Annotated in this window: 21 protein-coding genes; 11 read left to right on the top strand and 10 right to left on the bottom strand. The window is 66.4% G+C overall.

The genetic code is table 11. The features are described 5' to 3' along the window. Positions 1 to 41 precede the first annotated feature (41 nt). The gene (locus tag ACXAG6_RS18425; RefSeq protein ID WP_475339339.1) at positions 42 to 740 is read left to right on the top strand and encodes a hypothetical protein; all 699 of its coding nucleotides are present in this window, start codon (positions 42 to 44) and stop codon (positions 738 to 740) included. A gap of 49 nt (positions 741 to 789) precedes the next feature. Here the strand turns inward: ACXAG6_RS18425 and ACXAG6_RS18420 are convergent, their stop codons facing one another. Continuing rightward, positions 790 to 1,965, bottom strand: coding sequence for an acetyl-CoA C-acyltransferase family protein (locus ACXAG6_RS18420; protein ID WP_475339338.1), 1,176 nt, complete (start codon positions 1,963 to 1,965; stop codon positions 790 to 792). A 125-nt stretch (positions 1,966 to 2,090) separates the two neighbouring features. On the opposite strand from ACXAG6_RS18420, the gene ACXAG6_RS18415 reads away from it, so the two are divergent. From ACXAG6_RS18415 to ACXAG6_RS18405, 3 genes are read left to right on the top strand one after another with little or no spacing between them, the layout of a single operon-like run. Next, on the top strand, positions 2,091 to 2,711 hold the full coding sequence (locus ACXAG6_RS18415; protein ID WP_475339337.1) for an HAD family hydrolase: 621 nt from the start codon (positions 2,091 to 2,093) through the stop codon (positions 2,709 to 2,711). Further along, positions 2,708 to 3,619, top strand: a complete 912-nt coding sequence (locus tag ACXAG6_RS18410; protein WP_475339336.1) for an ornithine cyclodeaminase family protein — start codon at positions 2,708 to 2,710, stop codon at positions 3,617 to 3,619. Before ACXAG6_RS18415 ends, ACXAG6_RS18410 begins: the two co-directional genes overlap by 4 nt. Next, positions 3,616 to 4,548: an alpha/beta fold hydrolase gene (locus ACXAG6_RS18405; RefSeq protein ID WP_475339335.1), complete on the top strand. Its 933-nt coding sequence runs from the start codon at positions 3,616 to 3,618 to the stop codon at positions 4,546 to 4,548. Before ACXAG6_RS18410 ends, ACXAG6_RS18405 begins: the two co-directional genes overlap by 4 nt. On the opposite strand, the gene ACXAG6_RS18400 is transcribed toward ACXAG6_RS18405, so the two are convergent. Further along, positions 4,545 to 5,186, bottom strand: a complete 642-nt coding sequence (locus ACXAG6_RS18400; protein WP_475339334.1) for a hypothetical protein — start codon at positions 5,184 to 5,186, stop codon at positions 4,545 to 4,547. The genes ACXAG6_RS18405 and ACXAG6_RS18400 overlap by 4 nt on opposite strands. Continuing rightward, positions 5,183 to 6,427 (bottom strand): MFS transporter, encoded by a 1,245-nt coding sequence (locus ACXAG6_RS18395; RefSeq protein WP_475339333.1) that lies wholly within the window; start codon positions 6,425 to 6,427, stop codon positions 5,183 to 5,185. The genes ACXAG6_RS18400 and ACXAG6_RS18395 overlap by 4 nt, the downstream gene beginning before the upstream one ends. Before the next feature lie 106 nt (positions 6,428 to 6,533). Here ACXAG6_RS18395 and zapE point away from each other — a divergent pair, with 106 nt between their 5' ends. Next, complete coding sequence (gene zapE, locus ACXAG6_RS18390) at positions 6,534 to 7,625, top strand: cell division protein ZapE (protein ID WP_475339332.1); 1,092 nt, start codon at positions 6,534 to 6,536, stop codon at positions 7,623 to 7,625. Between the two features lie 203 nt (positions 7,626 to 7,828). Here zapE and glyA read toward each other — a convergent pair whose 3' ends face one another. Next, entirely contained in the window at positions 7,829 to 9,118 is a 1,290-nt protein-coding gene (glyA, locus tag ACXAG6_RS18385) for a serine hydroxymethyltransferase (RefSeq protein ID WP_475339331.1), read from the bottom strand. Between the two features lie 165 nt (positions 9,119 to 9,283). Between glyA and ACXAG6_RS18380 the strand changes: the two genes are divergently transcribed. Continuing rightward, positions 9,284 to 10,042 (top strand): NAD kinase, encoded by a 759-nt coding sequence (locus tag ACXAG6_RS18380; protein ID WP_475339329.1) that lies wholly within the window; start codon positions 9,284 to 9,286, stop codon positions 10,040 to 10,042. Between the two features lie 70 nt (positions 10,043 to 10,112). Here the strand turns inward: ACXAG6_RS18380 and ACXAG6_RS18375 are convergent, their stop codons facing one another. Beyond that, the gene (locus ACXAG6_RS18375) at positions 10,113 to 10,463 is read right to left on the bottom strand and encodes a hypothetical protein (protein ID WP_475339328.1); all 351 of its coding nucleotides are present in this window, start codon (positions 10,461 to 10,463) and stop codon (positions 10,113 to 10,115) included. A gap of 215 nt (positions 10,464 to 10,678) precedes the next feature. On the opposite strand from ACXAG6_RS18375, the gene ACXAG6_RS18370 reads away from it, so the two are divergent. Beyond that, on the top strand, positions 10,679 to 11,668 hold the full coding sequence (locus ACXAG6_RS18370) for a glutathione S-transferase family protein (protein ID WP_475339327.1): 990 nt from the start codon (positions 10,679 to 10,681) through the stop codon (positions 11,666 to 11,668). A gap of 17 nt (positions 11,669 to 11,685) precedes the next feature. Here ACXAG6_RS18370 and ACXAG6_RS18365 read toward each other — a convergent pair whose 3' ends face one another. Beyond that, positions 11,686 to 12,078 (bottom strand): hypothetical protein, encoded by a 393-nt coding sequence (locus ACXAG6_RS18365; RefSeq protein WP_140015597.1) that lies wholly within the window; start codon positions 12,076 to 12,078, stop codon positions 11,686 to 11,688. A 96-nt stretch (positions 12,079 to 12,174) separates the two neighbouring features. Then, a complete protein-coding gene (locus ACXAG6_RS18360) occupies positions 12,175 to 13,224 on the bottom strand; it encodes an NAD(P)/FAD-dependent oxidoreductase (RefSeq protein WP_475339325.1) in 1,050 nt (349 codons plus the stop codon). 49 nt (positions 13,225 to 13,273) lie between these two features. On the opposite strand from ACXAG6_RS18360, the gene mnmC2 reads away from it, so the two are divergent. Both mnmC2 and ACXAG6_RS18350 read left to right on the top strand, forming a co-directional pair. Further along, complete coding sequence (gene mnmC2 / locus ACXAG6_RS18355; RefSeq protein WP_475339324.1) at positions 13,274 to 13,942, top strand: tRNA (5-methylaminomethyl-2-thiouridine)(34)-methyltransferase MnmC2; 669 nt, start codon at positions 13,274 to 13,276, stop codon at positions 13,940 to 13,942. After that, positions 13,939 to 14,808, top strand: a complete 870-nt coding sequence (locus ACXAG6_RS18350; RefSeq protein WP_475339323.1) for a DMT family transporter — start codon at positions 13,939 to 13,941, stop codon at positions 14,806 to 14,808. The genes mnmC2 and ACXAG6_RS18350 overlap by 4 nt, the downstream gene beginning before the upstream one ends. A 10-nt stretch (positions 14,809 to 14,818) precedes the next feature. Here the strand turns inward: ACXAG6_RS18350 and ACXAG6_RS18345 are convergent, their stop codons facing one another. After that, positions 14,819 to 16,261: an MORN repeat-containing protein gene (locus ACXAG6_RS18345; RefSeq protein WP_475339322.1), complete on the bottom strand. Its 1,443-nt coding sequence runs from the start codon at positions 16,259 to 16,261 to the stop codon at positions 14,819 to 14,821. Between the two features lie 167 nt (positions 16,262 to 16,428). On the opposite strand from ACXAG6_RS18345, the gene ACXAG6_RS18340 reads away from it, so the two are divergent. Together ACXAG6_RS18340 and ACXAG6_RS18335 are read left to right on the top strand one after the other, a co-directional pair. Further along, entirely contained in the window at positions 16,429 to 18,087 is a 1,659-nt protein-coding gene (locus ACXAG6_RS18340; RefSeq protein WP_475339321.1) for an NAD+ synthase, read from the top strand. 4 nt (positions 18,088 to 18,091) lie between these two features. Further along, complete coding sequence (locus tag ACXAG6_RS18335; RefSeq protein ID WP_475339320.1) at positions 18,092 to 19,030, top strand: 1-phosphofructokinase family hexose kinase; 939 nt, start codon at positions 18,092 to 18,094, stop codon at positions 19,028 to 19,030. A gap of 82 nt (positions 19,031 to 19,112) precedes the next feature. Here the strand turns inward: ACXAG6_RS18335 and ACXAG6_RS18330 are convergent, their stop codons facing one another. Both ACXAG6_RS18330 and ACXAG6_RS18325 read right to left on the bottom strand, forming a co-directional pair. Next, on the bottom strand, positions 19,113 to 19,883 hold the full coding sequence (locus tag ACXAG6_RS18330) for an SseB family protein (RefSeq protein ID WP_475339318.1): 771 nt from the start codon (positions 19,881 to 19,883) through the stop codon (positions 19,113 to 19,115). Then, the gene (locus ACXAG6_RS18325) at positions 19,880 to 20,467 is read right to left on the bottom strand and encodes a uracil-DNA glycosylase family protein (protein ID WP_475339317.1); all 588 of its coding nucleotides are present in this window, start codon (positions 20,465 to 20,467) and stop codon (positions 19,880 to 19,882) included. Before ACXAG6_RS18325 ends, ACXAG6_RS18330 begins: the two co-directional genes overlap by 4 nt. Positions 20,468 to 20,539: the final 72 nt, after the last annotated feature.

Raw genomic sequence — 20,539 nt, 5'->3', positions numbered from 1 at the left:
AGACTGGTGGCATTCATATTCTCAGAACGGATGCCATTTCGATGACGCGCTTTCCCGCCCTGCTCACGGCCCTTGCCGCCGCCGCGCCGCTTGCGGCCCAAACCACCGATGCTTCGCCCGAGCCCACCCTGACAGCGCAGGGGGCGGAACTGGCAGGCTTCACGCTCCAACTCGGCTCGACGGAGGACGTGGTATCGGGCGAGACCTTCAAGGCGGATGCGGACTATCTCACCAAGCACGGCAAGCCCGAGGCGGCGCCCTTTGCCGTGGTGGTGCCCCTTTCAGGCGATGGCAGCTATGAAAGCCGGGTGGTGGAGACGCCACGCACAGGGCTTGTGAAGTTTGTCTTTTCCACCCCGGGGGGCGGGCTGGTCGAGGCGATGACCTTCAGCGAGCTGACCCTGCCAGAGGCGGAGGAAGAGCCACGGCTGGACTATCTGCGCGAGATCATGCTCGCGGTCGCCGTGGGGCAGTTTGTAGACAGCAAGCCCGAGGCCAGCCGCCAGAAAATCCGCAAGGTCGACATCGGGCGGCACAAGGCGGTGGAGATCTTCGGCACCTACCGGCACGAGGATTACGGCGTGATCCATTGGCGGATGGTGGGCCTGCCCAACCCCGACGGGGAGGCCGGTGTGGTGGCTTTGGCGCAGATTTCGGAGGAGGCGGTGCCGATCGGTTCGCCCGATGACTTTCCCGCCTCGCTCACTGGCCGGATGCTGGAATCCTTCAGCTTCGACTGAGGGTTACAGAGATGGCCGGTGTCTGCGGAGCGCTTCCAGCGAGTGACAGTCAGAGCGCTTCCAGCGCTACCGCAATGCCCTGACCACCGCCAATGCACATGGTTACCAACGCCCGCTTGCCGCCTGTTCGCTCCAGCTCATAAAGCGCCTTGACGGTGATGATCGCGCCGGTTGCCCCAACAGGGTGGCCAAGCGCGATGGCGCCGCCGTTGGGGTTGACCTTGGCCCCGTCGAGCCCGAGCCCCCGGTTGACGGCGATGGCCTGTGCGGCAAATGCTTCGTTGCTTTCGATCACGTCGAAATCATCCACCGAAAGGCCGGTGCGGGCGCAGAGGGCCTGCACGGCGGGCACCGGGCCGATACCCATGACGTGGGGGCTGACGCCTGCATGGGCGTAGCCGATGACGTGGGCGCGGGGCTTCAGGCCGGCCCTCTCAGCAGCTTCGGCCCGGGCGAGCACGAGGGCCGCCGCGCCGTCATTGATGCCGCTGGCGTTGCCTGCCGTCACTGTGCCGTCTTCCTGGAAGGCAGGGCGCAGGGCGGCGAGCTTTTCGGCGGAGGTGGCCTTGGGGTGCTCATCGGTGGCGAAGGGCACCATCTCTCGCTTCACCTTGATTTCCACCGGCACGATCTGGCTTTGGAATCGACCCTCGGCAATCGCCGCTGCGGCGCGGGTCTGGCTCTCCAGCGCGAAATTGTCCTGATCGGCGCGGCTGACCTGATGTTCAGCAGCGACGTTCTCTGCCGTCACCCCCATGTGGCCGGTGCCGAAGGGGCAGTTGAGCGCGCCGAGCATCATATCTAAGCTCTTGATATCGCCCATCTTCTGGCCCCAGCGGGCCTCTGGCATGATGTAGGGCGAGCGGCTCATGCTCTCGGCACCACCGGCAATGGCGAAGTCGGCATCGCCAAGGGCAAGCGCCTGCGTGGCCGAGACGATGGCCTGCGCGCCGGAGCCGCAGAGGCGGTTGACGTTCATCGCCGGGGTGCTCTCTGGGATGCCGGCATCCATTGCTGCAACGCGCGACAAGTACATATCGCGCGGCTCGGTGTTGATGACATGGCCGTAGACGACATGGCCGATTTGCCCCGGCTCCACGCCAGAACGCTGCATGGCCTCGCGGGCCGCCACGGCGCCAAGCTGCGCGGGCGGTGTGCCTGCGAGCGCCCCTCCGAAAGTGCCGATTGCGGTGCGGGCACCGTCGAGAATCACGATATCGTCCATGGGGGCCTCCTCTGCCGTTGCCCTGATTGTAGCCCCGTGTCAGGGCCGGGCAACTACTGTGGGGGTTGAGGGCCGCAACGTCAGGTGGTTGAGTTCGCCCGAAGCCTCCCCGGAAAGGAATCCCCATGCCCGTCAGCGCCGTCATCTTTGACATCGGCAATGTGCTTATCGAGTGGAACCCCGAGCGGTTTTACGATGCCGAGATCGGGAAGGAGCGGCGGGAGCGGCTGTTTGCCGAGGTGGACCTGCACGGGATGAACGACCGGGTGGACCGGGGTGAGACCTTTCGGGACATGGTGATGGAATGCGCCGGGGCGAACCCGGATTGGCATGATGAGATCACGCTATGGCACGACCGCTGGATCGAGATGGCGCAGCCAGCCATCGACCATTCGGTGCGCCTGCTGAGGGCGCTCCGCGCGGGCGGCGTGCCCGTGTTCGCCTTGTCGAACTTCGGCATCCAGAGCTTCGAGCTGGGCGAAAGCCACTACCCGTTTTTGGCCGAGTTCGACCGGCGCTATATTTCTGGCCACATGGGCGTGGCCAAGCCCGACCCGGAGATTTACGCCATGGTCGAGGAGGACTGCGGCGTGGCCCCCGAGGCGCTGCTGTTTGCAGATGACCGGGCCGACAACATTGCCATGGCCAAATCGCGTGGCTGGCAGACCCATCTGTTTGAGCACCCGGCGGGGTTTGCAAACAGGCTCGTAGCCGAGGGGCTGCTCACCGAGGACAGCGCAAGATGACCACACCGAAGTTTATAACTTATGAACAGGGCGAGGCCGCGCTGGATTGGATCGCGCTGACCGACGCTCTGGCCGAGGGCCACGCTTTGCCCAAGGCGGAGATCGAAGACAGCTTTCTTTATCGCGGCGACGACACGATGCTCAGCCGCGCCGCGTGGATCGACGGGCTCGGCGCTCTGGTGAAGACGGCCACGATCTTCCCCGGCAATGCGGATGCGGGCAAACCGGCGGTGAATGGGGCGGTGACGCTGTTTTCTGACCGCACCGGCGAGGCGGAAGCCTTTGTGGATTTTCACCTCGTGACCAAGTGGAAGACGGCGGGCGACAGCCTGCTCTCTGCCCGTCGCCTCGCCCGGCCTGAAAGCCGCAACATCCTGATCCTCGGTGCGGGCACGGTGGCGGCCTCTTTGATCGAGGCCTATTCGGCGGGCTTTCCGGGGGCAAAGTTCACGCTGTGGAACCGCACCGCCGGGCGGGCGGCGCATTTGGCAGAGGCCACCGGCGCTTCTGTGGCGCGCGATCTGGCGGAGGCTGTTGGCGCGGCAGATATTATCGCCACGGCCACCATGAGCACCGAACCGGTGCTGAAGGGCGAGTGGTTGCAACCCGGCCAGCATATCGACCTGATCGGGGCCTACCGGCCCGACATGCGCGAGGCGGATGACACGGCGCTGCAACGCGCGCGGCTGTTTGTGGATTCCCGAGCAACGACCATCGGCCATATCGGCGAGCTGAAGGATCCTCTGGCGCGGGGCGTGATCACGCAGGCCGATGTGCTGGCCGATTTCTATGAGCCTGAGGCCTATTGCCGGGGCAGCGCCGAAGAGATCACCATGGCCAAGAACGGCGGCGGGGCGCATCTGGATTTGATGACCGCCCGGCACATCCTCGACCGGGTGAGGGCGTGAGCCTCTGGCTCTGGATTGCCTGCGCGTTTGGCGTGACGATCCTCGCGCCGCCCTTGATTGCATGGCTACTTTCGCGGTCGCGCCGTGCCGCGCGCAAGGGGCTGCCGGGGCGGAACCTTGCGCTGGACGAGGGGCAGGTGCAGCTGCGGCTCGACGGGCTGGAGGGCCGCCCGGTGGCGGTGATGGTGCACGGGCTGACAACGCCCAGCTGGGTGTTTGACGCCATCGCCGAGGGGCTCGTGGTGCAGGGCTGGCGGGTGTTGCGATACGATCTTTGGGGCCGTGGCGGCTCGGACATGCCGCGCAAGACGCAGGACAAGGCGCTGTTTGTGCGCCAGCTTGCCGGGGTGATCGAGGCCGAGGCGCCGGAGGGGCCGGTGCTGTTGATAGGCTACTCGATGGGTGCGGCGATTTCGGCCGTCTATGCAGAGGCTTACCCGGCGCGGGTGCGCGGGCTGGCCATGCTGGCCCCGGCCGGATTGGGGCACCGGCTGGACGGTTTCACCCGCTTTTGCCTCGCCACGCCGGTGGTGGGCGATTGGCTCTGGGCCAGCTTCTCGGGCTTCGGGCTGCGGGCACAGGCGCGCAAGGCGGCGGCGCAGGGGCCGTCCTCGGTGGAGGGGCTCACCGCGCGGCTGGCTGCAGAGAGCCGGACGCGGGGCTATCGCCGCGCGGTGCTGTCATCGCTGCGCCACATGCTGCGCGAGCGCATCGGCCCGATATTGAAGACGCTGGATGCGGGGGGCCTGCCGATGCTGGCGATCTGGGGCGGGGAAGACCGGCTGATTGCCCGCACGGCACGGGAGCGGCTGGCGCGGCAGGCGGGCAACGCGGCGCAGATCACCGTGGCGCAGGCAGGCCACGGGCTGCCGCACACCCATCCGCGCGAGGTATTGAAGGCGCTGGCAGGCTTTACGCCAAGGCTTTAGCGGTAGGCTGCCTTGCAGGCCCCGGAGCGCGGGGCCAGATCGCAGGCGCGGCGATAAAGTGCATCGGCCCGTTGCGTGTTCCGCCCGGTGCCCGGTGCCCCGTCACGGTAGATGTTGCCCTCCATGAAGCAGCCCCATGCCGCGCCGCGAGTGCAGGCTTCGGAATAGGTTTTCTTCTGGCAGGCGGGGGCGGTGGCTTGCGCCGGGCGGGTGCCGGGCCGCCAGCTTCCGTTGCGGGCGGTGGCGGCGGCGTTGACGCAGGCGTTGGCGTTGCCGAGCGCGCAGGCCCGCATGAAGAGCGGGTAGGTGAACTGGCTTTCTTCCTCCAGCGGCGTGGCGGTTTGCATCGCGTGGGCGAGGTTGAAGCAGGAGGATTGGTCGCCACCGAGGCAGCGGTTCAGGCAGGCGTTGGGCTTGCGGGCGCAGCTTTTGTCGGAGCGGTAGCGGGTGCTCGAGGCGCGGTAGACCGAAGCGGGGCACTGCCGGAGCGTGGCGACGAAGGCCGGATCCTTGGCGATTTTCAGCAGCACGGTGCGCATCGGCTGAGGCTGGTTGCGCGCCCATGACAGGGTGTCTTGCGCGGTGGCGCTCAGCGGTGTGAGGAGGAGGAGTAGGGCGGCGAGGGCAGTGCGGATCAAGCGGCAAGTCCTTGTGACGGCGTGCGGTTTTCGCGGATCGGCAGGTGCACGAGCGCCGAGAAGGCCCCGATGCCGACGCCGATCCACCAGACCATCGTATAGTCGCCATAGATGTCATACATCCGCCCGCCGAGCCAAACGCCGAGGAAGCTGCCAAGCTGGTGCGAGAAAAACACAATGCCGTAGAGCGTGCCCATGTAGCGCAGCCCGAAGATATGGGCCACGAGGCCGGAGGTGAGCGGCACGGTGGCCAGCCAGAGCGAGCCCATGAGGACGGAGAAGAGCAGCACGGTGGCGGGGGTGATCGGGAAGAGGATGAAGGCCGCCGCGATGATGGTGCGGGCGGTGTAAATGCCTGCGAGCAGGTATTTCTTGGTGTAGCGCTTGCCGGCCCAGCCTGCGGCGAGGGTGCCGGCGATATTGGCCAGCCCGATCAGCGAGATGGCGATGGCTCCGAGGGCGGAGGTGGTGGAGATGCCTAGCCCTGCCAGCATGCCGCCGGCCTGGATCGGGGCGCACATCTCGGCCACCAGCGCGGGGAAGTGGGCGGTGACGAAGGCGAGCTGGTAGCCGCAGGAGAAGAAGCCGAGGAAAATCAGGGTGAATGAGGGGTCTTTGGCGGCGCGGATGAGCACTTGGCCGATGGATTCTTCCAGCTCGTGGCGGCTGACCTGGCTGGGGGAGCGCATCATCGGCAGCACCGCGAGCACGGCGAGGATGGCGACGGCGAAGACGAGGAAGACCTCCTGCCAGCTGAGGAAGCCCAGCATCCACTCGGCCAGCGGCGCGCCGAAAACCTGCCCGGCGGACCCGGCGGCGGTGGCGATGGCAAGGCTCATGGAGCGGTTGTCATCCGAGGAGGCGCGGCCCACGACCGCGAGGATCACCCCGAAGCCGGTGCCCGCGACGCCGAAGCCGACAAGGATTTCAAGCAGTTGGTGCTGGAGCGGCGAGACGGCGACGGAGGAGAGCACGAGGCCCACGGCATAGAGCACTGCGCCCATGATGATGGCCTTGCGGTCGCCGATCCGCTCGGCAATCGCGCCGAAGATCGGCTGGCCGATGCCCCATGCGAGGTTTTGGATGGCGATGGCGAGGGAAAACTCGGCGCGGGGCCAGTTGAACTCTTCCGCGATAGGGATCTGGAACACCCCGAAGCTGGCCCGGATGGCGAAACCGACGAGGATGACGAGGCAACCGCCGATCAGGACCGGGGTAAGGAGAGGGGTGCGGGTTTCCATGTGGATTTATTTGACCAAGTCATGGAATAGGTCAAATCGCATTTCGTGATGTGACGGATCACAGGTGGTGGGTTTTACCCGCCCGGCAGCCGAGGTACAGGACAGCATGAGCGCGACTCTGCCCGAGATTTACGACGCCCGCGTGGGTGATGGCACGCTGAAGGACGACCCCGCACAACGGGGCGCCTTGCCCGCCTTCGAGCGGGTGCGAGCCGCGCTGGAGGCGCGACCGGAGCCAAAAGGCGGCCTGCGCGGCCTGTTCGGCGGAAAGAGCACACCCGAGCCGGTGAAGGGCCTCTACCTTTGGGGCGGAGTGGGCCGGGGCAAATCCATGTTGATGGATATGTTCTACGAAAGCGTTAACAGCCCGAAGAAGCGCCGCGTGCACTTCCACGCCTTCATGCAGGAGATCCATGGCGCGCTGCACGAGGTGCGCAAGACCGGGGTGGATGATGCCATTCGCCCGGTGGCCGAGGATGTGGCACAGAAGGTGGAGCTACTCTGTTTCGACGAGATGCAGATTACCGATATCACCGATGCGATGATCGTGGGGCGGCTGTTCGAGAAGCTCTTTGCTGCCGGGGTGGCCGTGGTGACAACCTCGAACCGCCCGCCGAAAGACCTGTATAAGAACGGCCTCAACCGGCAGCTCTTCGTGCCTTTCATCGAGCTTCTGGACACCCGGATGGAGGTGCGCGAGCTGGCCGCCGATACTGACTATCGGCAAGACAGGCTATCGGGAAATCCTGTTTATTTCTCGCCGCTTGGCCCGGAGACGCGGGCGAAGATGGACGAGGTTTGGCACGACCTCTCGGGCCCCGATGCGGCGCCGCTGAAGCTGGTGGTGAAGAGCCGCGAGGTGGAGGTGCCGAGGTTTTCCAACGGGGTGGGGCGTGCCAGTTTCTATGAGCTCTGCGGCCGCCCGCTGGGGCCTGCGGATTACCTCGCGATTGCAGAGGCCGCGCGCGTGCTGATGGTGGATGATATCCCCTGCCTGAGCCGCTCGAACTTTAACGAGGCCAAGCGGTTCGTCACCCTGATTGATGCGCTGTACGAGGGGAAGGTGCGGCTGATCTGCTCTGCCGCCGACCAGCCGGAAAGCCTTTATCTGGAAGGCGAAGGCACCTTTGAGTTTGAGCGCACGGCCAGCCGGTTGCGCGAGATGCAGGATTCCGAATGGGGGCGTGCGGAGGGGTAGGGAGCGGGCGTTAACCCCAAATAGCAAAGGGCAACATCCTGTGCACAAGTGATGCACATCCTATGCACATGTCGGATGACATAGGTGGCATTAATCAATCGACCGTGCGGTGAGGGTGGCAAGAAAAAACCCCGCCGGGAGGGGCGGGGTTTTGGGATGTAAGAGATCCTCGGGTCAGGCCCGAGGATGACGCCGCGCGCGGCTCATTCGTAGAGCGGGAAGCGGGCGCAGAGGGCGCTGACTTCGGCTTTTACTTTCTCTTCGACTTCGGCGTTGCCGTCTTCGCCATTGGCGGCGAGCCCGTCGACCACGGCGACGATCCAGTCGGCGATTTGGCGGAACTCGGGCTCACCAAAGCCGCGCGTGGTGCCTGCGGGCGCGCCGAGGCGGATGCCGGAGGTGACGAAGGGCTTCTCAGGGTCAAACGGCACGCCGTTCTTGTTGGTGGTGATATGGGCGCGGCCAAGGGCTGCCTCGGCGGCCTTGCCGGTGACGCCCTTGGGCCGCAGGTCGGCGAGGCAGAGGTGGTTGTCGGTGCCGCCCGACACGATGTCGATCCCGCCCTTCTGGAGCTGGTCGGCCATGGCTTGGGCGTTTTTGACCACCTGGGCGGCGTAGCTCTTGAACTCGGGGCGCAGCGCCTCGCCGAAGGCCACGGCCTTGGCGGCGATGACATGCATCAGGGGGCCACCCTGGAGGCCGGGGAAGACGGCGGAGTTCACCTTTTTGGCGATGTCGGCGTCGTTGGTGAGCACCATGCCGCCGCGCGGACCGCGCAGGCTTTTGTGTGTGGTAGTGGTGCAGACGTGGGCATGCGGAATCGGCGAGGGGTGGACGCCCCCGGCGACGAGCCCGGCGATATGGGCCATGTCGACCATCAGGTAGGCACCGACTTCATCGGCGATCTCGCGGAAGGCGGCCCAATCCCAGACGCGGGAATAGGCGGTGCCGCCAGCGACGATGAGCTTGGGCTTGTGCTCCAGCGCCTTGGCGCGGATGTCTTCCATATCCAGCAGCTGGTCTTGCTGGCGCACGCCGTAGCTGACCACGTTGAACCACTTGCCCGACATGTTAACGGGGGAGCCGTGGGTGAGGTGGCCGCCGCTGTTGAGATCCAGCCCCATGAAGGTGTCTCCCGGCTTCAGCAGCGCGAGAAAGACGGCCTGGTTCATCTGGGAGCCGGAGTTGGGCTGGACGTTGGCGAAGTCGCAGCCGAAGAGCTCCTTGGCGCGGTCGATCGCCAGCGTTTCGGCGATATCGACGAATTGGCAGCCGCCGTAGTAGCGCTTGCCCGGGTAGCCCTCGGCATATTTGTTGGTGAGCACCGAGCCCTGGGCCTCGAGCACCGCCTTGGAGACGATATTCTCGGAGGCGATCAGCTCGATCTCGTCGCGCTGGCGTCCGAGCTCCTGGGTGATGGCCTTGGCGATCTCGGGATCGCGGCTGGCAAGCTCTTCGGTGAAAAATCCGCTGTCACGGTGGGGCGCGTTCATTGGGCGGGCCTCTTTGGCTGGGGAACGGTTGGGCGGGGTTTACCCCATGGCAGGGCGGGGCAAAAGCGACAAAGCGCCACTTTTGCGCGGAATGACGGCATATCGGCGGTCTTGTGTTTCGGATCGGCGCGGGCGAAGTCTTTGGGGAAACCCGGAGGATGCCCCTTGGACAAGATCGCCTTCATGGCCGCCGAGACCCAGATTGCCGAGGAGGCGCGCCGCCATCTGGCCGGGCAGCATGGGGATGTGCCGCCCGAGGAGGCCGAGGTGATTGTGGCGCTGGGGGGGGACGGGCATATGCTGCAAACCCTGCGTGACACCCAGCATCTGGATACGCCGGTTTACGGGATGAACTGCGGAACCATCGGCTTTTTGATGAACGAATACAGCGAGCCGAGCCTGAAGGAGCGGCTTGAGGCGGCGGAGGAAGAGGTGCTGCACCCGCTGCGGATGCGGGCCTTTACCGCCGATGGCGGCACCGAGGAGGCGCTGGCGATCAACGAGGTGAGCCTGCTGCGGCAGGGGCCGCAGGCGGCGAAGCTGCGCATTCAGGTGGATGGCCGGGAGCGGATGGAAGAGCTGGTGTGTGACGGGGCGCTGCTGTGCACGCCAGCGGGGAGCACGGCCTATAACTACTCGGCACACGGGCCGATCCTGCCGATTGGGGCCGAGGTGCTGGCGCTGACGCCGATTGCCGCTTTCCGCCCGCGCCGCTGGCGCGGAGCCTTGCTTCCAATGGCCGCCGAGGTGCGCTTTGACGTGCTCCAGCCCCAAAAGCGCCCGGTGCGGGCCGAGGCCGACAGCCGGGCAGTGGAAAACGTGGTGACGGTCATCGTGCGCTCGGATGAGAGCATCACCCACCGGATACTGTTTGACCCTGGCCACGGGCTGGAGGAGCGGCTCATTCGGGAGCAGTTTGCCTGAGGCGCGGCGGTGCGGCCCGTTCGGGCTGGCAGCTTGCGGTTCTCCGGCGTCGTGCCTTTGAGCGCGGTGCTTAGCGGCTTTCGATCAGGCCGACCGGCGCATCCTTGGCGCGGGCAAAATCCAGCGGCGCGCTGTCGGCAGCGGCGGTGTTGCGCTTGAACTCGAAGATGCGCTCCCCGGCCTCTTCGCGGCTGGTGACGATCAGGCATTGGTAGAGGTGCCGCTCGCCCTCGAACAGGTCCACCAATCCGCGCAGATTGGGTGCGGGCTCTGCGGCGAGGGCAAAGCCCTTGGACCAGAAGCGCAGCACGGGGTAGCTTTCATCGCCGTCGCGTACCCGCAGGCGGCTTTTGCGGCGCTCGGCATCACGTCGCGCCGCGTCCAGCCCTTCGCGGACCGATTGTGGCAGAAAATCAGACATTTGGCAGCTCCGGTTCGTGGGCAGGAGCATTGTGACCGAATCGGGTGACGTCAAGGTTAACGTTTTCCGGCGGTTCCCTCCCTGCGCGAGTGTAACACTTGGGCACGGCGAGAGGTTCCGTGCGAAAATGCGCAAAACACCCTTCATGACTGCCCGTATGATATGCGGCGCACATTGGCTAAGTAGCGTGGGACACTGAGATGTAGGAGGCGAACATGGGCCGTTTGGTTGAGGGCGACTGGAAAAACGAGTGGTATGATACCAGCAAGAGTGGCGGCAAGTTTGTGCGCTCTACCTCGGGGTTCCGCAACTGGATCTCCGCCGATGGCGCTGCGGGGCCGTCGGGCGAGGGCGGCTTTGAGGCCGAGAGCGGGCGCTATCATCTCTATGTGTCGCTGGCCTGCCCCTGGGCCCATCGCGCGCTGATCTTCCGGGCGCTGAAGGGGCTTGAAGAGCATATCTCCGTTTCCGTGGTGCACCCCGATATGCTGGAGAACGGCTGGGAGTTTCGCACCGATTTTCCGGGCGCGACCGGCGACGGGCTCTTTGGCAAACACTATCTTTGGCAGGTCTACACCCATGTGGACCCCGAGATGAGCGGGCGGGTGACGGTGCCGGTGCTCTATGACACCAAGCGCGACACCATCGTGAGCAACGAAAGCTCCGAGATCATCCGCATGCTCAACTCCGCTTTCGACGGGATCACCGGCAACCGCGATGATTACTGGCCCGAAGAGCTGCGCGGGGGCATCGAAGAGGTGAACGCGCGGGTTTATGACACGGTGAACAACGGCGTCTACAAGTCCGGCTTCGCCACCTCGCAGGAGGCCTATGACGGGGCCGTGCACCCGCTTTTCGAAAGCCTCGACTGGCTGGAAGATCGCCTTGCCACCCACCGCTACCTGATGGGCGAGCGCCTGACCGAGGCTGATTGGCGGTTGTTCACCACGCTGGTGCGTTTTGACGAGGTTTATCACACGCACTTCAAGTGCAACCGCAACTTTCTGCGGGAAATGCCCAACCTCTGGGGCTATGCCCGCGAGCTTTATCAGGTGCCCGGCGTGGCCAGGACTTGCGTGCCCGCGCATTACATTCGCCACTACCACTACAGCCACGACACGGTGAACCCGCATCGGATCATCCCGCTGAACCCGGTGCTGGACTGGACGGCGCCGCATGGGCGTGAGGCTCTGAAGGCCGCCTAGGGCCGGGCGAGGCGCGCTCAGGAGCCGCCGGGGCCGGAGGGGCGGGGGTAGTTGCGGAGGTATTGCGTCATCTGCCAGCGGATGAGGTAGTTGGCGTCAACCACCTCATAGGCCACGCCGAGCTGCTGGGCGACGGTGCGCACCTGAAACTCATAGGCATCCTCGCGCCCGTCGGTGTCGATCATCACCACCTTGGGGGTGAGGCCGGTTTGCGTGGCGGCAAACACCGCCTGATGCACGCTGTCGATGGAGCTGCGCTTGTCGAGCCCCAGTTCGATGACGTGGCTTTCGGTGCGGCAATCGACCCGGACGTAGTGCAGATCGTAGCCGACGTTATAGGGCACGCGCACTTCGACATCGCCCATGGCGAACATAGAACAGTAGATCAGGGCAAGGGCGGTTTCGGTCATCGGGCCTCTCTTGGGCAGAGGCTAGGCTGGCGTTAACCTTTTGTTAACACTTTTCTCGGCGCGGCGCCGGATCTGTGCCCCAAAACCCCGGCCGTGCTAGAGGCTGTCTTCCACCCGGAAGCCCTGCGGGATCGCATCGCGCCCTTCCAGCACGAGGTCGGCCATCACCCGGGCCACGCCGGGGGCCATGCCGAAGCCGATCTTGAAGCCGCCGTTGGCGATGAAGTGCCCGTCGCGCCCGGGCCAGACCCCGAGCATGGGCGCGCGGCTGCGGGCGCGGGGGCGCAGGCCGGCCCAGCGCTTCAGCACCGGTGCGCCGTGGAGCAGGGGCACGAGGGCGCTGGCCTTTTCCAGCAGCGTATCGAGCTGCGCATCGGTCTCCAGCCCATCAAATTCGCGCTCGGAGGTGGAGCCGATGGCCACCGTGCCATCTGCGTGGGGCACGACATGGACACCATCGGCAAAAAGCTGCGCGGCCTCCTGCGCCTCGAAGTGCAGCAGCGCGGCCTGCCCCTTGATCGGTGCACCAACGGAGCGGCCCATATCGGCGGAGAGCGCGGCGAGGCCATCGGCCCCGGTGGCCCAGATCACCGGGCCTTGCCCGCCGTCCTCGTTGGCGCTGTCGCCAACCACAACCTCGCTGCCCGCAGCTTCCAGCGCCGCCGCGAGGGCGGCGCAGGCGCGGGCGGGGTGGAGCCGGGCTGTTAGCGTGTCGATCACATAAAGCCCGGTTTGCGAGACGGGGCGGAAGGCCGGGGCCTCGCTCTCACCCACCACCTGCCAGGTCGCGCGTCCCTGCCAGAGCGCCTCGGCCCCCGCCGCCCGCGCCCGGGCCAGCGCCTCGCCGCTGGGCACCACCGGTTGCACGCGCCCCGTGCGGGCATAGCCCGGGTCTACCCCTCCGGCAGCCTGAACGCCGCTCCAAAAGCTCTCTGCCGCCAGCAGGCTTTCCAGTTGAAAGGCCTTCTTCGGGTTCCAGTTTTCTGGCACATGCGGGGCCAGCGCGCCAACGACGCCGCCCGACGACCCTGCGCCGACTGCGTGCCGCTCAATTACCCGCACTTTTGCGCCGCGCCGGGCACATTCCCACGCGATCGACAGGCCAAACACCCCGGCCCCGCGCACCGTCACCTCTGCCATGGACATCCCTCCGCGCCGCCGCCATTCTCCGCCCGAACACATAGGCCATCCCCCGATGCATCACCATCCCGCCACGCTCGCATGGCGCGCCAACGGCACCCCCGTCTCGACCCGTTTTGACGACCCGTATTTCTCGCTGGAGAACGGGCTGGCCGAAACGCGCCATACCTTTCTGGCTGGCAATGACCTGCCCGAGCGGTTGCGCGATGGGTTTCATGTGGCCGAGCTGGGCTTTGGCACCGGGCTCAACCTGCTGGCGCTCTGGCATATGGGGCGCGAGGCCGGGGTGGCGGTGCGCTACACCGGGTTTGAGGCTTTTCCGATGGCTGCTGAGGATGCCGCGCGGGCGCTGGAGCCCTTTGCCCCGGCCTTCCCCGATCTGATGGCGGCGCTTGTGGCGCAATGGCCCGAGGCCGGTGGGGTGATCACCGCGCCGGGGCTTTCGGCCGAGGTCATCCCCGGCGATGCGCGGGAGACATTGACGGCGTGGCAGGGCAGGGCGGATGCGTGGTTTCTTGATGGTTTCTCGCCCGCCAAGAACCCCGAGCTTTGGGAGCCCGCGCTGATGGCCGAGGTTGGCCGCCACACCGCACCGGGCGGGACATTTGCAACCTACACGGCGGCAGGCCACGTGCGCCGGGCGCTTGGGGCGGCGGGCTTCACCGTGACGCGCCAGCCGGGCTATGGGCGCAAGCGCCACATGAGCATAGGAATCCTCGCATGAAGCCCCGCAGCGCCCAGACCAACGGCATTCTGCTGATGGTCGTCACCACCTTTATCTTTGCGGTGCAAGACGGGCTTTCGCGCCATCTTGCCGAGGCCTACCCGGTGATGATGGTGGTGATGATCCGCTACTGGTTCTTCGCCGCCTTCGTCCTGACCATCGCCGCGCGCGCGCCCGGCGGGCTCAGGGCGGCGGCCCGCTCGAACGTGCCCTGGTTGCAGATCTTTCGCGGGGTGCTGCTGGCCGCCGAGATTTGCGTGGCGGTGCAGGGCTTCGTGCTGCTGGGGCTGGTCGAGGCCCATGCGATCTTTGCCTGCTACCCGCTGCTCATTGCCGCGCTGTCCGGCCCGGTGCTGGGCGAGAAGGTTGGCTGGCGGCGCTGGGCGGCGATTGGCGTGGGGTTTTGCGGCATCCTCGTGATCCTGCGGCCCGGCTTTGGCGTGTTTGCCCCCGCCGCGATCGTGCCGCTGGTGGCTGCGGGGATGTTTGCGCTCTACGGGTTGCTCACCCGCGCCGTCTCCCGGCATGACAGCTCGGCCACCTCCTTCTTTTACACCGGCACCTCGGGCGCGGTTGTGATGACGGCGGTGGCGGTGTGGCAATGGGTGCCGATGACCGGGACCGACTGGCTTTGGATGGCCAGTCTCTGCATGACGGGCGCCTTGGGGCACTGGACGCTGATCAAGTGCTACGAGTTTGCCGAGGCCAGCGCGGTGCAGCCCTTTGCCTATTTCCAGCTGGTCTTTGCCTCGGCCGTGGGCGTGATCTTTTGGGGCGATGTGCTGCCGCCGGTCACCATTCTTGGCGCAGCCATCGTGGTGGGCGCGGGGTTGTTCACGCTCTGGCGCGAGCGGCGGCGGAGCTGAGCGCGGGGGCTCAGCCGTCGGAGGGGGCGGCGGCCTCTTCTGCGGTGTCTTCGGTGGCAGGCGGGGTGCTGGCGCGGGTCAGAATGCCCTTTTCCCACTCGCCACTTTCCACCTCGCCGGTGGCATAGGTCATGGTGCCCTGACCTTGCCGCTTGCCCGCGGCGAAGAGCCCCTCGTAGACATCGCCGTTGGCATAGGTTGCCACGCCCTTGCCGTCGATCTCGCCCGCTGTCCAGCCGCCCTCGTAGGTGAAGCCGTCGGCCATGGTGATTTTGCCCTGGCCTTCGCGCATTCCGGCCTTGAAGCCGCCCTCGTAGGTGGTGCCGTCGGCATAGGTGGCCACGCCCTGACCGTCGCGCAGGCCGTTCTTCCATTCACCCATGTATTTATAGCCATCGGGGGAGGTCATGGTGCCCTGACCGTGGTTCTTGGCATCTTTGAACTCGCCATCGTAGACCATACCGCCCTTGTAGCGCGCCACGCCCTTGCCCTCGATCACACCCTCGACCCAGCCGCCGGTGTAGACCGAGCCATCGGGGTAGGTGATGGTGCCCTGACCTTGCGCGAGATCATCGACGAAATCGCCCTCGTAGACCGAGCCGTCCGGGTAGTTTACCTTGCCCTTGCCGTGGATCCGGCCTTCCTTCCACGCGCCGGTGTAGCTGTAGCCATCGGCGCCGGTGAAGGTGCCTTGCCCGTCGCGCTGATCGGCCTTGAAGTCGCCCTCATACACATCGCCGTTGGAATAGGTGACCTTGCCCTTGCCGTGGCGCTGCCCATCGACCAGCAGGCCGGTGTAGACATCGCCGTTGGGCTGGGTCAGCGTGCCGAGCCCGTTGATTTGCCCGGCCTTCCACGCGCCGTTGTAGGTGAGCCCGTCCGGCATGGTCAGCACGCCCTGACCGGCGCGCTGGTTGCGAACGAAGTTGCCCTCGTAAACCGACCCGTCGGGGTAGGTCATGCGGCCCGCGCCTTCCTTGGAGCCGGCCACCCAAGTGCCCTCGTAGACAGAGCCGCCCGGTGAGGTGAGCTTGCCTTGCCCCTCGTGCAGCCCCTTCACGAAGGCGCCCTCGTAGCGGGTGCCGTTGGCATAATCGGCCACGCCCTGGCCGGTCATCTCGCCGTTCTTCCAATCGCCGTCATAGGTGCCGCCATCGGCGAAGGTGATCTTGCCATTGCCTTCCGGTTTGCCCTTGGCGAAGGCCCCCTGATAGACTGAGCCATTGGGATAGCGCGCGACGCCTTGGCCGAGGATCTCGCCCTCGACCCAGTCGCCCTCATACTCGTAGCCGTTGGGCAGGGTATAGCTGCCCTTGCCGTGCTGAAGGCCGTTCTTGAAGGTGCCCTCGTAGACCCCTCCGTTTTCGTATTGCTTGATTTGCTTGTCCTGCGCGGCCAGCGGTGTGGCCAGCGCCAGAATGGCTGCCAGTGCGATATGTCCTGCCCGGATCATTGGGTTTTATCCTTTTGGCTGCCCCTTGCCCTTTCGGCGCGGGTCGTCTTCCTGCGCGGGCACGAAGGTAAGGCCCGCCGCGCCGGGTCGCAACGCTTTTTGGGCGGGCAACCTTTCACTTCAGCGTCAATCTGCTAAGTCGGATCGCATCAAGGAGAGGCGCAGGCATGGCCGACAGGTTTCGGATAACATTGGCACAGTTGAACCCGGTTCTGGGGGATATGGCGGGCAACGCGGCAAAGGCCCGCGAGGTCTGGGCCAAGGGCAAGGCCGCCGGGGCCGATCTGGTGGCCTTCACCGAGATGTTCATCTGCGGCTACAACGCGCAAGACCTTGTGGATCGCCCCGCCTTTGCCGCCGATGCGGTGGCCCATGTGGAGGCGCTGGCGCGTGACTGTGCCGATGGCCCGGCCATCGCCATTGGCGGGCCTTGGCCCGAGGATGGCAAGCTGTTCAACGCCTATTTCATCCTCAAGGACGGCAAGGTGATGACCCGGGTGCTCAAGCACCACCTGCCAAATGAGACGGTGTTTGACGAGGTCCGCATTTATGATGCTGGCCCGCTAGGCGGCCCGTATGCGGTGGGCAACACCCGCATCGGTTCGCCGATTTGCGAGGACGCGTGGCACGAGGATGTGGCCGAGACGCTGGCCGAGACCGGCGCCGAGTTTCTGCTCGTGCCCAATGGCTCCCCCTACTATCGCGGCAAGATGGAGACCCGGCAGAACCTGATGGTGCAGCGCGTGGTCGAAACCGGGCTGCCGCTGATCTACCTCAACATGGTGGGCGGGCAGGATGACCAGGTTTTTGACGGCGGCTCCTTTGTGCTGAACCCGGGCGGGGCGCTGGCCTTGCAGATGCCGGTGTTTGACGAGGCGGTGGCGCAGCTGGACCTTGAGCGCACCCCGGACGGCTGGCGCGCCGTGGAGGGCGAGAAGGCCGTGCTGCCGGGCGAATGGGAGCAGGATTATCGCTGCATGGTGCAGTCGGTGCGCGACTATTTTGCCAAGACCGGCTTCAAACAGGCGCTGCTGGGGCTTTCGGGCGGGGTCGACTCGGCACTGGTGGCGGCAATCGCCGCGGATGCGCTGGGGCCGGAGAATGTGCGCTGCGTGATGCTGCCTTCGGAATATACCTCGGAGCATTCGCTGGAGGATGCCAAGGCGGTGGCCGAGAAGCTGGGCTGCCGCTACGACTTTGTGCCGATCAGCGGCCCGCGGGCCGCGGTGACGGAGGCGTTGGCGCCGCTCTTTGAGGGCACCGAGCCGGGGCTGACGGAGGAGAACATCCAGAGCCGGTTGCGCGGGCTGCTGTTGATGGCCTTGAGCAACAAGTTTGGCGAGATGCTGCTGACCACCGGCAACAAGAGCGAGGTCGCCGTGGGTTACGCCACGATTTATGGCGATATGGCGGGCGGGTATAACCCGTTGAAAGACCTCTACAAAACCCGGGTGTTTGAAACCTGCCGTTGGCGCAACGCCAACCACCGGGCGTGGATGCTGGCGCCAGAGGGTGAGGTGATTCCGCCCCGGGTGATCGACAAGCCGCCATCTGCCGAGCTGCGCGAGGATCAGAAGGACGAAGACAGCCTGCCGCCTTACGAGGATCTCGACCGCATTCTTGAAATGCTGGTCGATGAAGAGGCCTCCGTGGCCGAGGTGGTGGCCGAGGGCTTTGCCGAGGAGGTGGTGCGCAAGATCGAGCGCCTGATTTTTCTGAGCGAATACAAGCGCTTTCAGTCCGCGCCCGGCACCCGGCTGACCAAGGCGGCCTTCTGGCTTGACCGGCGCTACCCCATCGTCAACCGCTGGCGCGACCCGTCTTAGGCCGATGCGCCCGATCCTGACCCTCACCCCCAACCCGGCGCTGGACCTCTCGGCGGGGACGGCTTTGGTGCGCCCGGGCGTGAAGCTGCGCTGCGGCCCGGCCACGGTGGAGCCGGGCGGTGGCGGGGTGAACGTGAGCCGGGCGGTGCACCAGCTTGGCGGTTCCTCGCGCTGCCTCGTCGCGCTGGGCGGGGCCACGGGCGCAACGCTGGAAGCCGCGCTGATCGCGCGCGGGCTGGATGTGCTGCGCGTCGAAGCCGCCGGCGACACCCGCCAGAGCCTCGCCGTGACCTGCGAGGAGACCGGCAACCAGTTTCGGTTTTCGCTGGGCAGCGCGGCGTGGTCAGAGACTGACTGCGCGGGGTTTCTCGACGCGGTGAAAGCGGCGGTGGAGCCCGGCGCGCTTGTCGTCCTCTCCGGCTCGCTGCCGCCGGGCATGGGGCCGGATTGGCTGAGGCCGCTCGCGGATGCGGTGGGCGCTGCCGGTGCGACACTTATTGCGGACACATCGGGCGAGCCCCTGAGCCGGCTGGCGCGTGAGGGCGGGGCCGATGTTTTGCGGATGGATCACGAGGAGGCGCGGATCTTGTCCGGCACGCTGCTGGCAGATGTGGCAGAGGTGCGGGCCTTTGCCGCGGCGCTGGCGAAAACGACGCCTCAGGTGATCGTGGCAATGGGCGCGGCCGGGTCGGTTATGGCCTGCTCCGACGGGAGCGCATGGCATGCCGCCGGAGCCGATGTGCCGGTGGTGAGCAAGGTCGGCGCGGGCGACAGCTTTGTTGGCGGGTTCACCCTTGCGCTGTCCTCGGGCAAAGCACCGGAAGAGGCGCTTCAGGCCGGGATGGCGGCGGCCTCGGCTGCCGTGATGACGGCAGGGACCGAGTTGTGCCGGTTGGAGGACTATGCGCGCGTGCTGCCGGCCTGCGTGCTGACCCGGCTCTGACTGGTCCGTCTCATCCGCCCTTCGAGGCGTCTTCGACCTCGCGATGGTGGGTCAGAGGCCCGGGCAGAGCCACCTAGCTATGCTATCGCAGCTTCGGCGGCTTGTCGGGGTTTGAGCCCGGTGGTTCCGGCACCCATGGCTCACGCTGCTCAGGCTCCGGCAGATCAAACCGCATGCCGTGCCGCGCCATCGCCTGTGCCAGAGGCGAGCCGTCTTCCAGAAAGGCCACGTCCAGCGCTTCGCTCTCCAGCCCGGAGAACTTGAGCGCCTCGTTCGCCGCGCCCGCCAGCGCGTGCTCTGCGCCCTCTTGTGCGTCGATGAAGGCCAGCAAGTGCCCCTCTGCGCCGGAGCGATAACTGGCCCGCACCAGCAGCGCCGCTTTTGCCAAGCCAGCGCCGGTGGCCAGCTTTGCGTCCAGTGCCATCAGGAGCGCGCGGGGCAGGGCGGGGGCGTTCACCTCCACCGGGATTTCTTCGGCGGCCTCCGGCCCGTGGCCCAGCGTCTCGGCCAGCCAGTCGATCGCGGCGGCGGGCAAGACCATGGCCGAGGGGGCCTCAAGGTTTAGCCCCAGTCCGAGGTTCTGGCCCGCCATCATGGCCACCAGCCCGCGCCCGGACATGGCAGCAAAGGCGGCCTCGCCCTGGGTGAAGCCGACCAGCCGTTCTTCGCTGTCGAAGGCCAGCAAAATCTCGCCCTCGCCGGTCTCCACCGTGCGCGGGGAAATCACCTCTCCCTCCGGCTCCTCTTCCAGCAGCAGAAACAACTGGCTGTCCGCCAGCCGGGCATAAAACGCGAGCCGCTCGGCTTCGCCACCCGCTTCCATGGCCGCGTGGGCCTCGTCGAGCGTGGTCATAACACCTCCTTCACCCTGTCGCGCAGCGCCGGAAGAAGCTCGGCGCTGAACCATGGGTTTGCCTTCAGCCACCCCGTATTGCGCCAAGACGGGTGGGGCAAGGGGAAGCGGGCGGGCGCGTGGCTTCGCCAGCCGGCGACGGTGCGGGTGACGCCCGCGCGCTTTGCCGCGCGGCCAAGGTGCCAGCCCTGTGCGTAGCCGCCGATCAGCAGGGTGAGCGGGGCCGGGCCGATGTGGTTGAGCGCGGCGTTGCGCCATGTGTCGGCGCAAATGGCGGGCGGGGGCAGGTCGCTGCCCTTGGCGTTGTAGCCCGGGAAGCAGAAGGCCATGGGCAGGATGGCGATACGTGCGGTGTCGTAAAAGGTGTCTCGGTCAATCCCGAGCCAGTCGCGCAGCCGGTCGCCGGAGCGGTCGTTGAAGGGCAGGCCGGTTTCATGCACGCGCATCCCCGGGGCCTGCCCGACGATGAGGATGCGGGCATTGGGGGCAAACCACGGCACCGGGCGCGGGGCATGGCGCGTGGCGGTGGCCGCAAAGCGGGGGGCGCAGAGGCGGCAGGCGCGGATGTCGTCGGGGAGGGCCATGGGGTGCAGTGTAGCGGGGGCGAAGAGAGGCCTGAAGGGGCTGGATGAGCCCACCGGGGCTGGCTCGTCCGC

This window comes from Vannielia sp. ABF1_015, from assembly GCF_056160745.1.
Note: the sequence above shows the minus strand (reverse complement) of the source record. Positions and strands in the feature narration are given on the sequence as shown.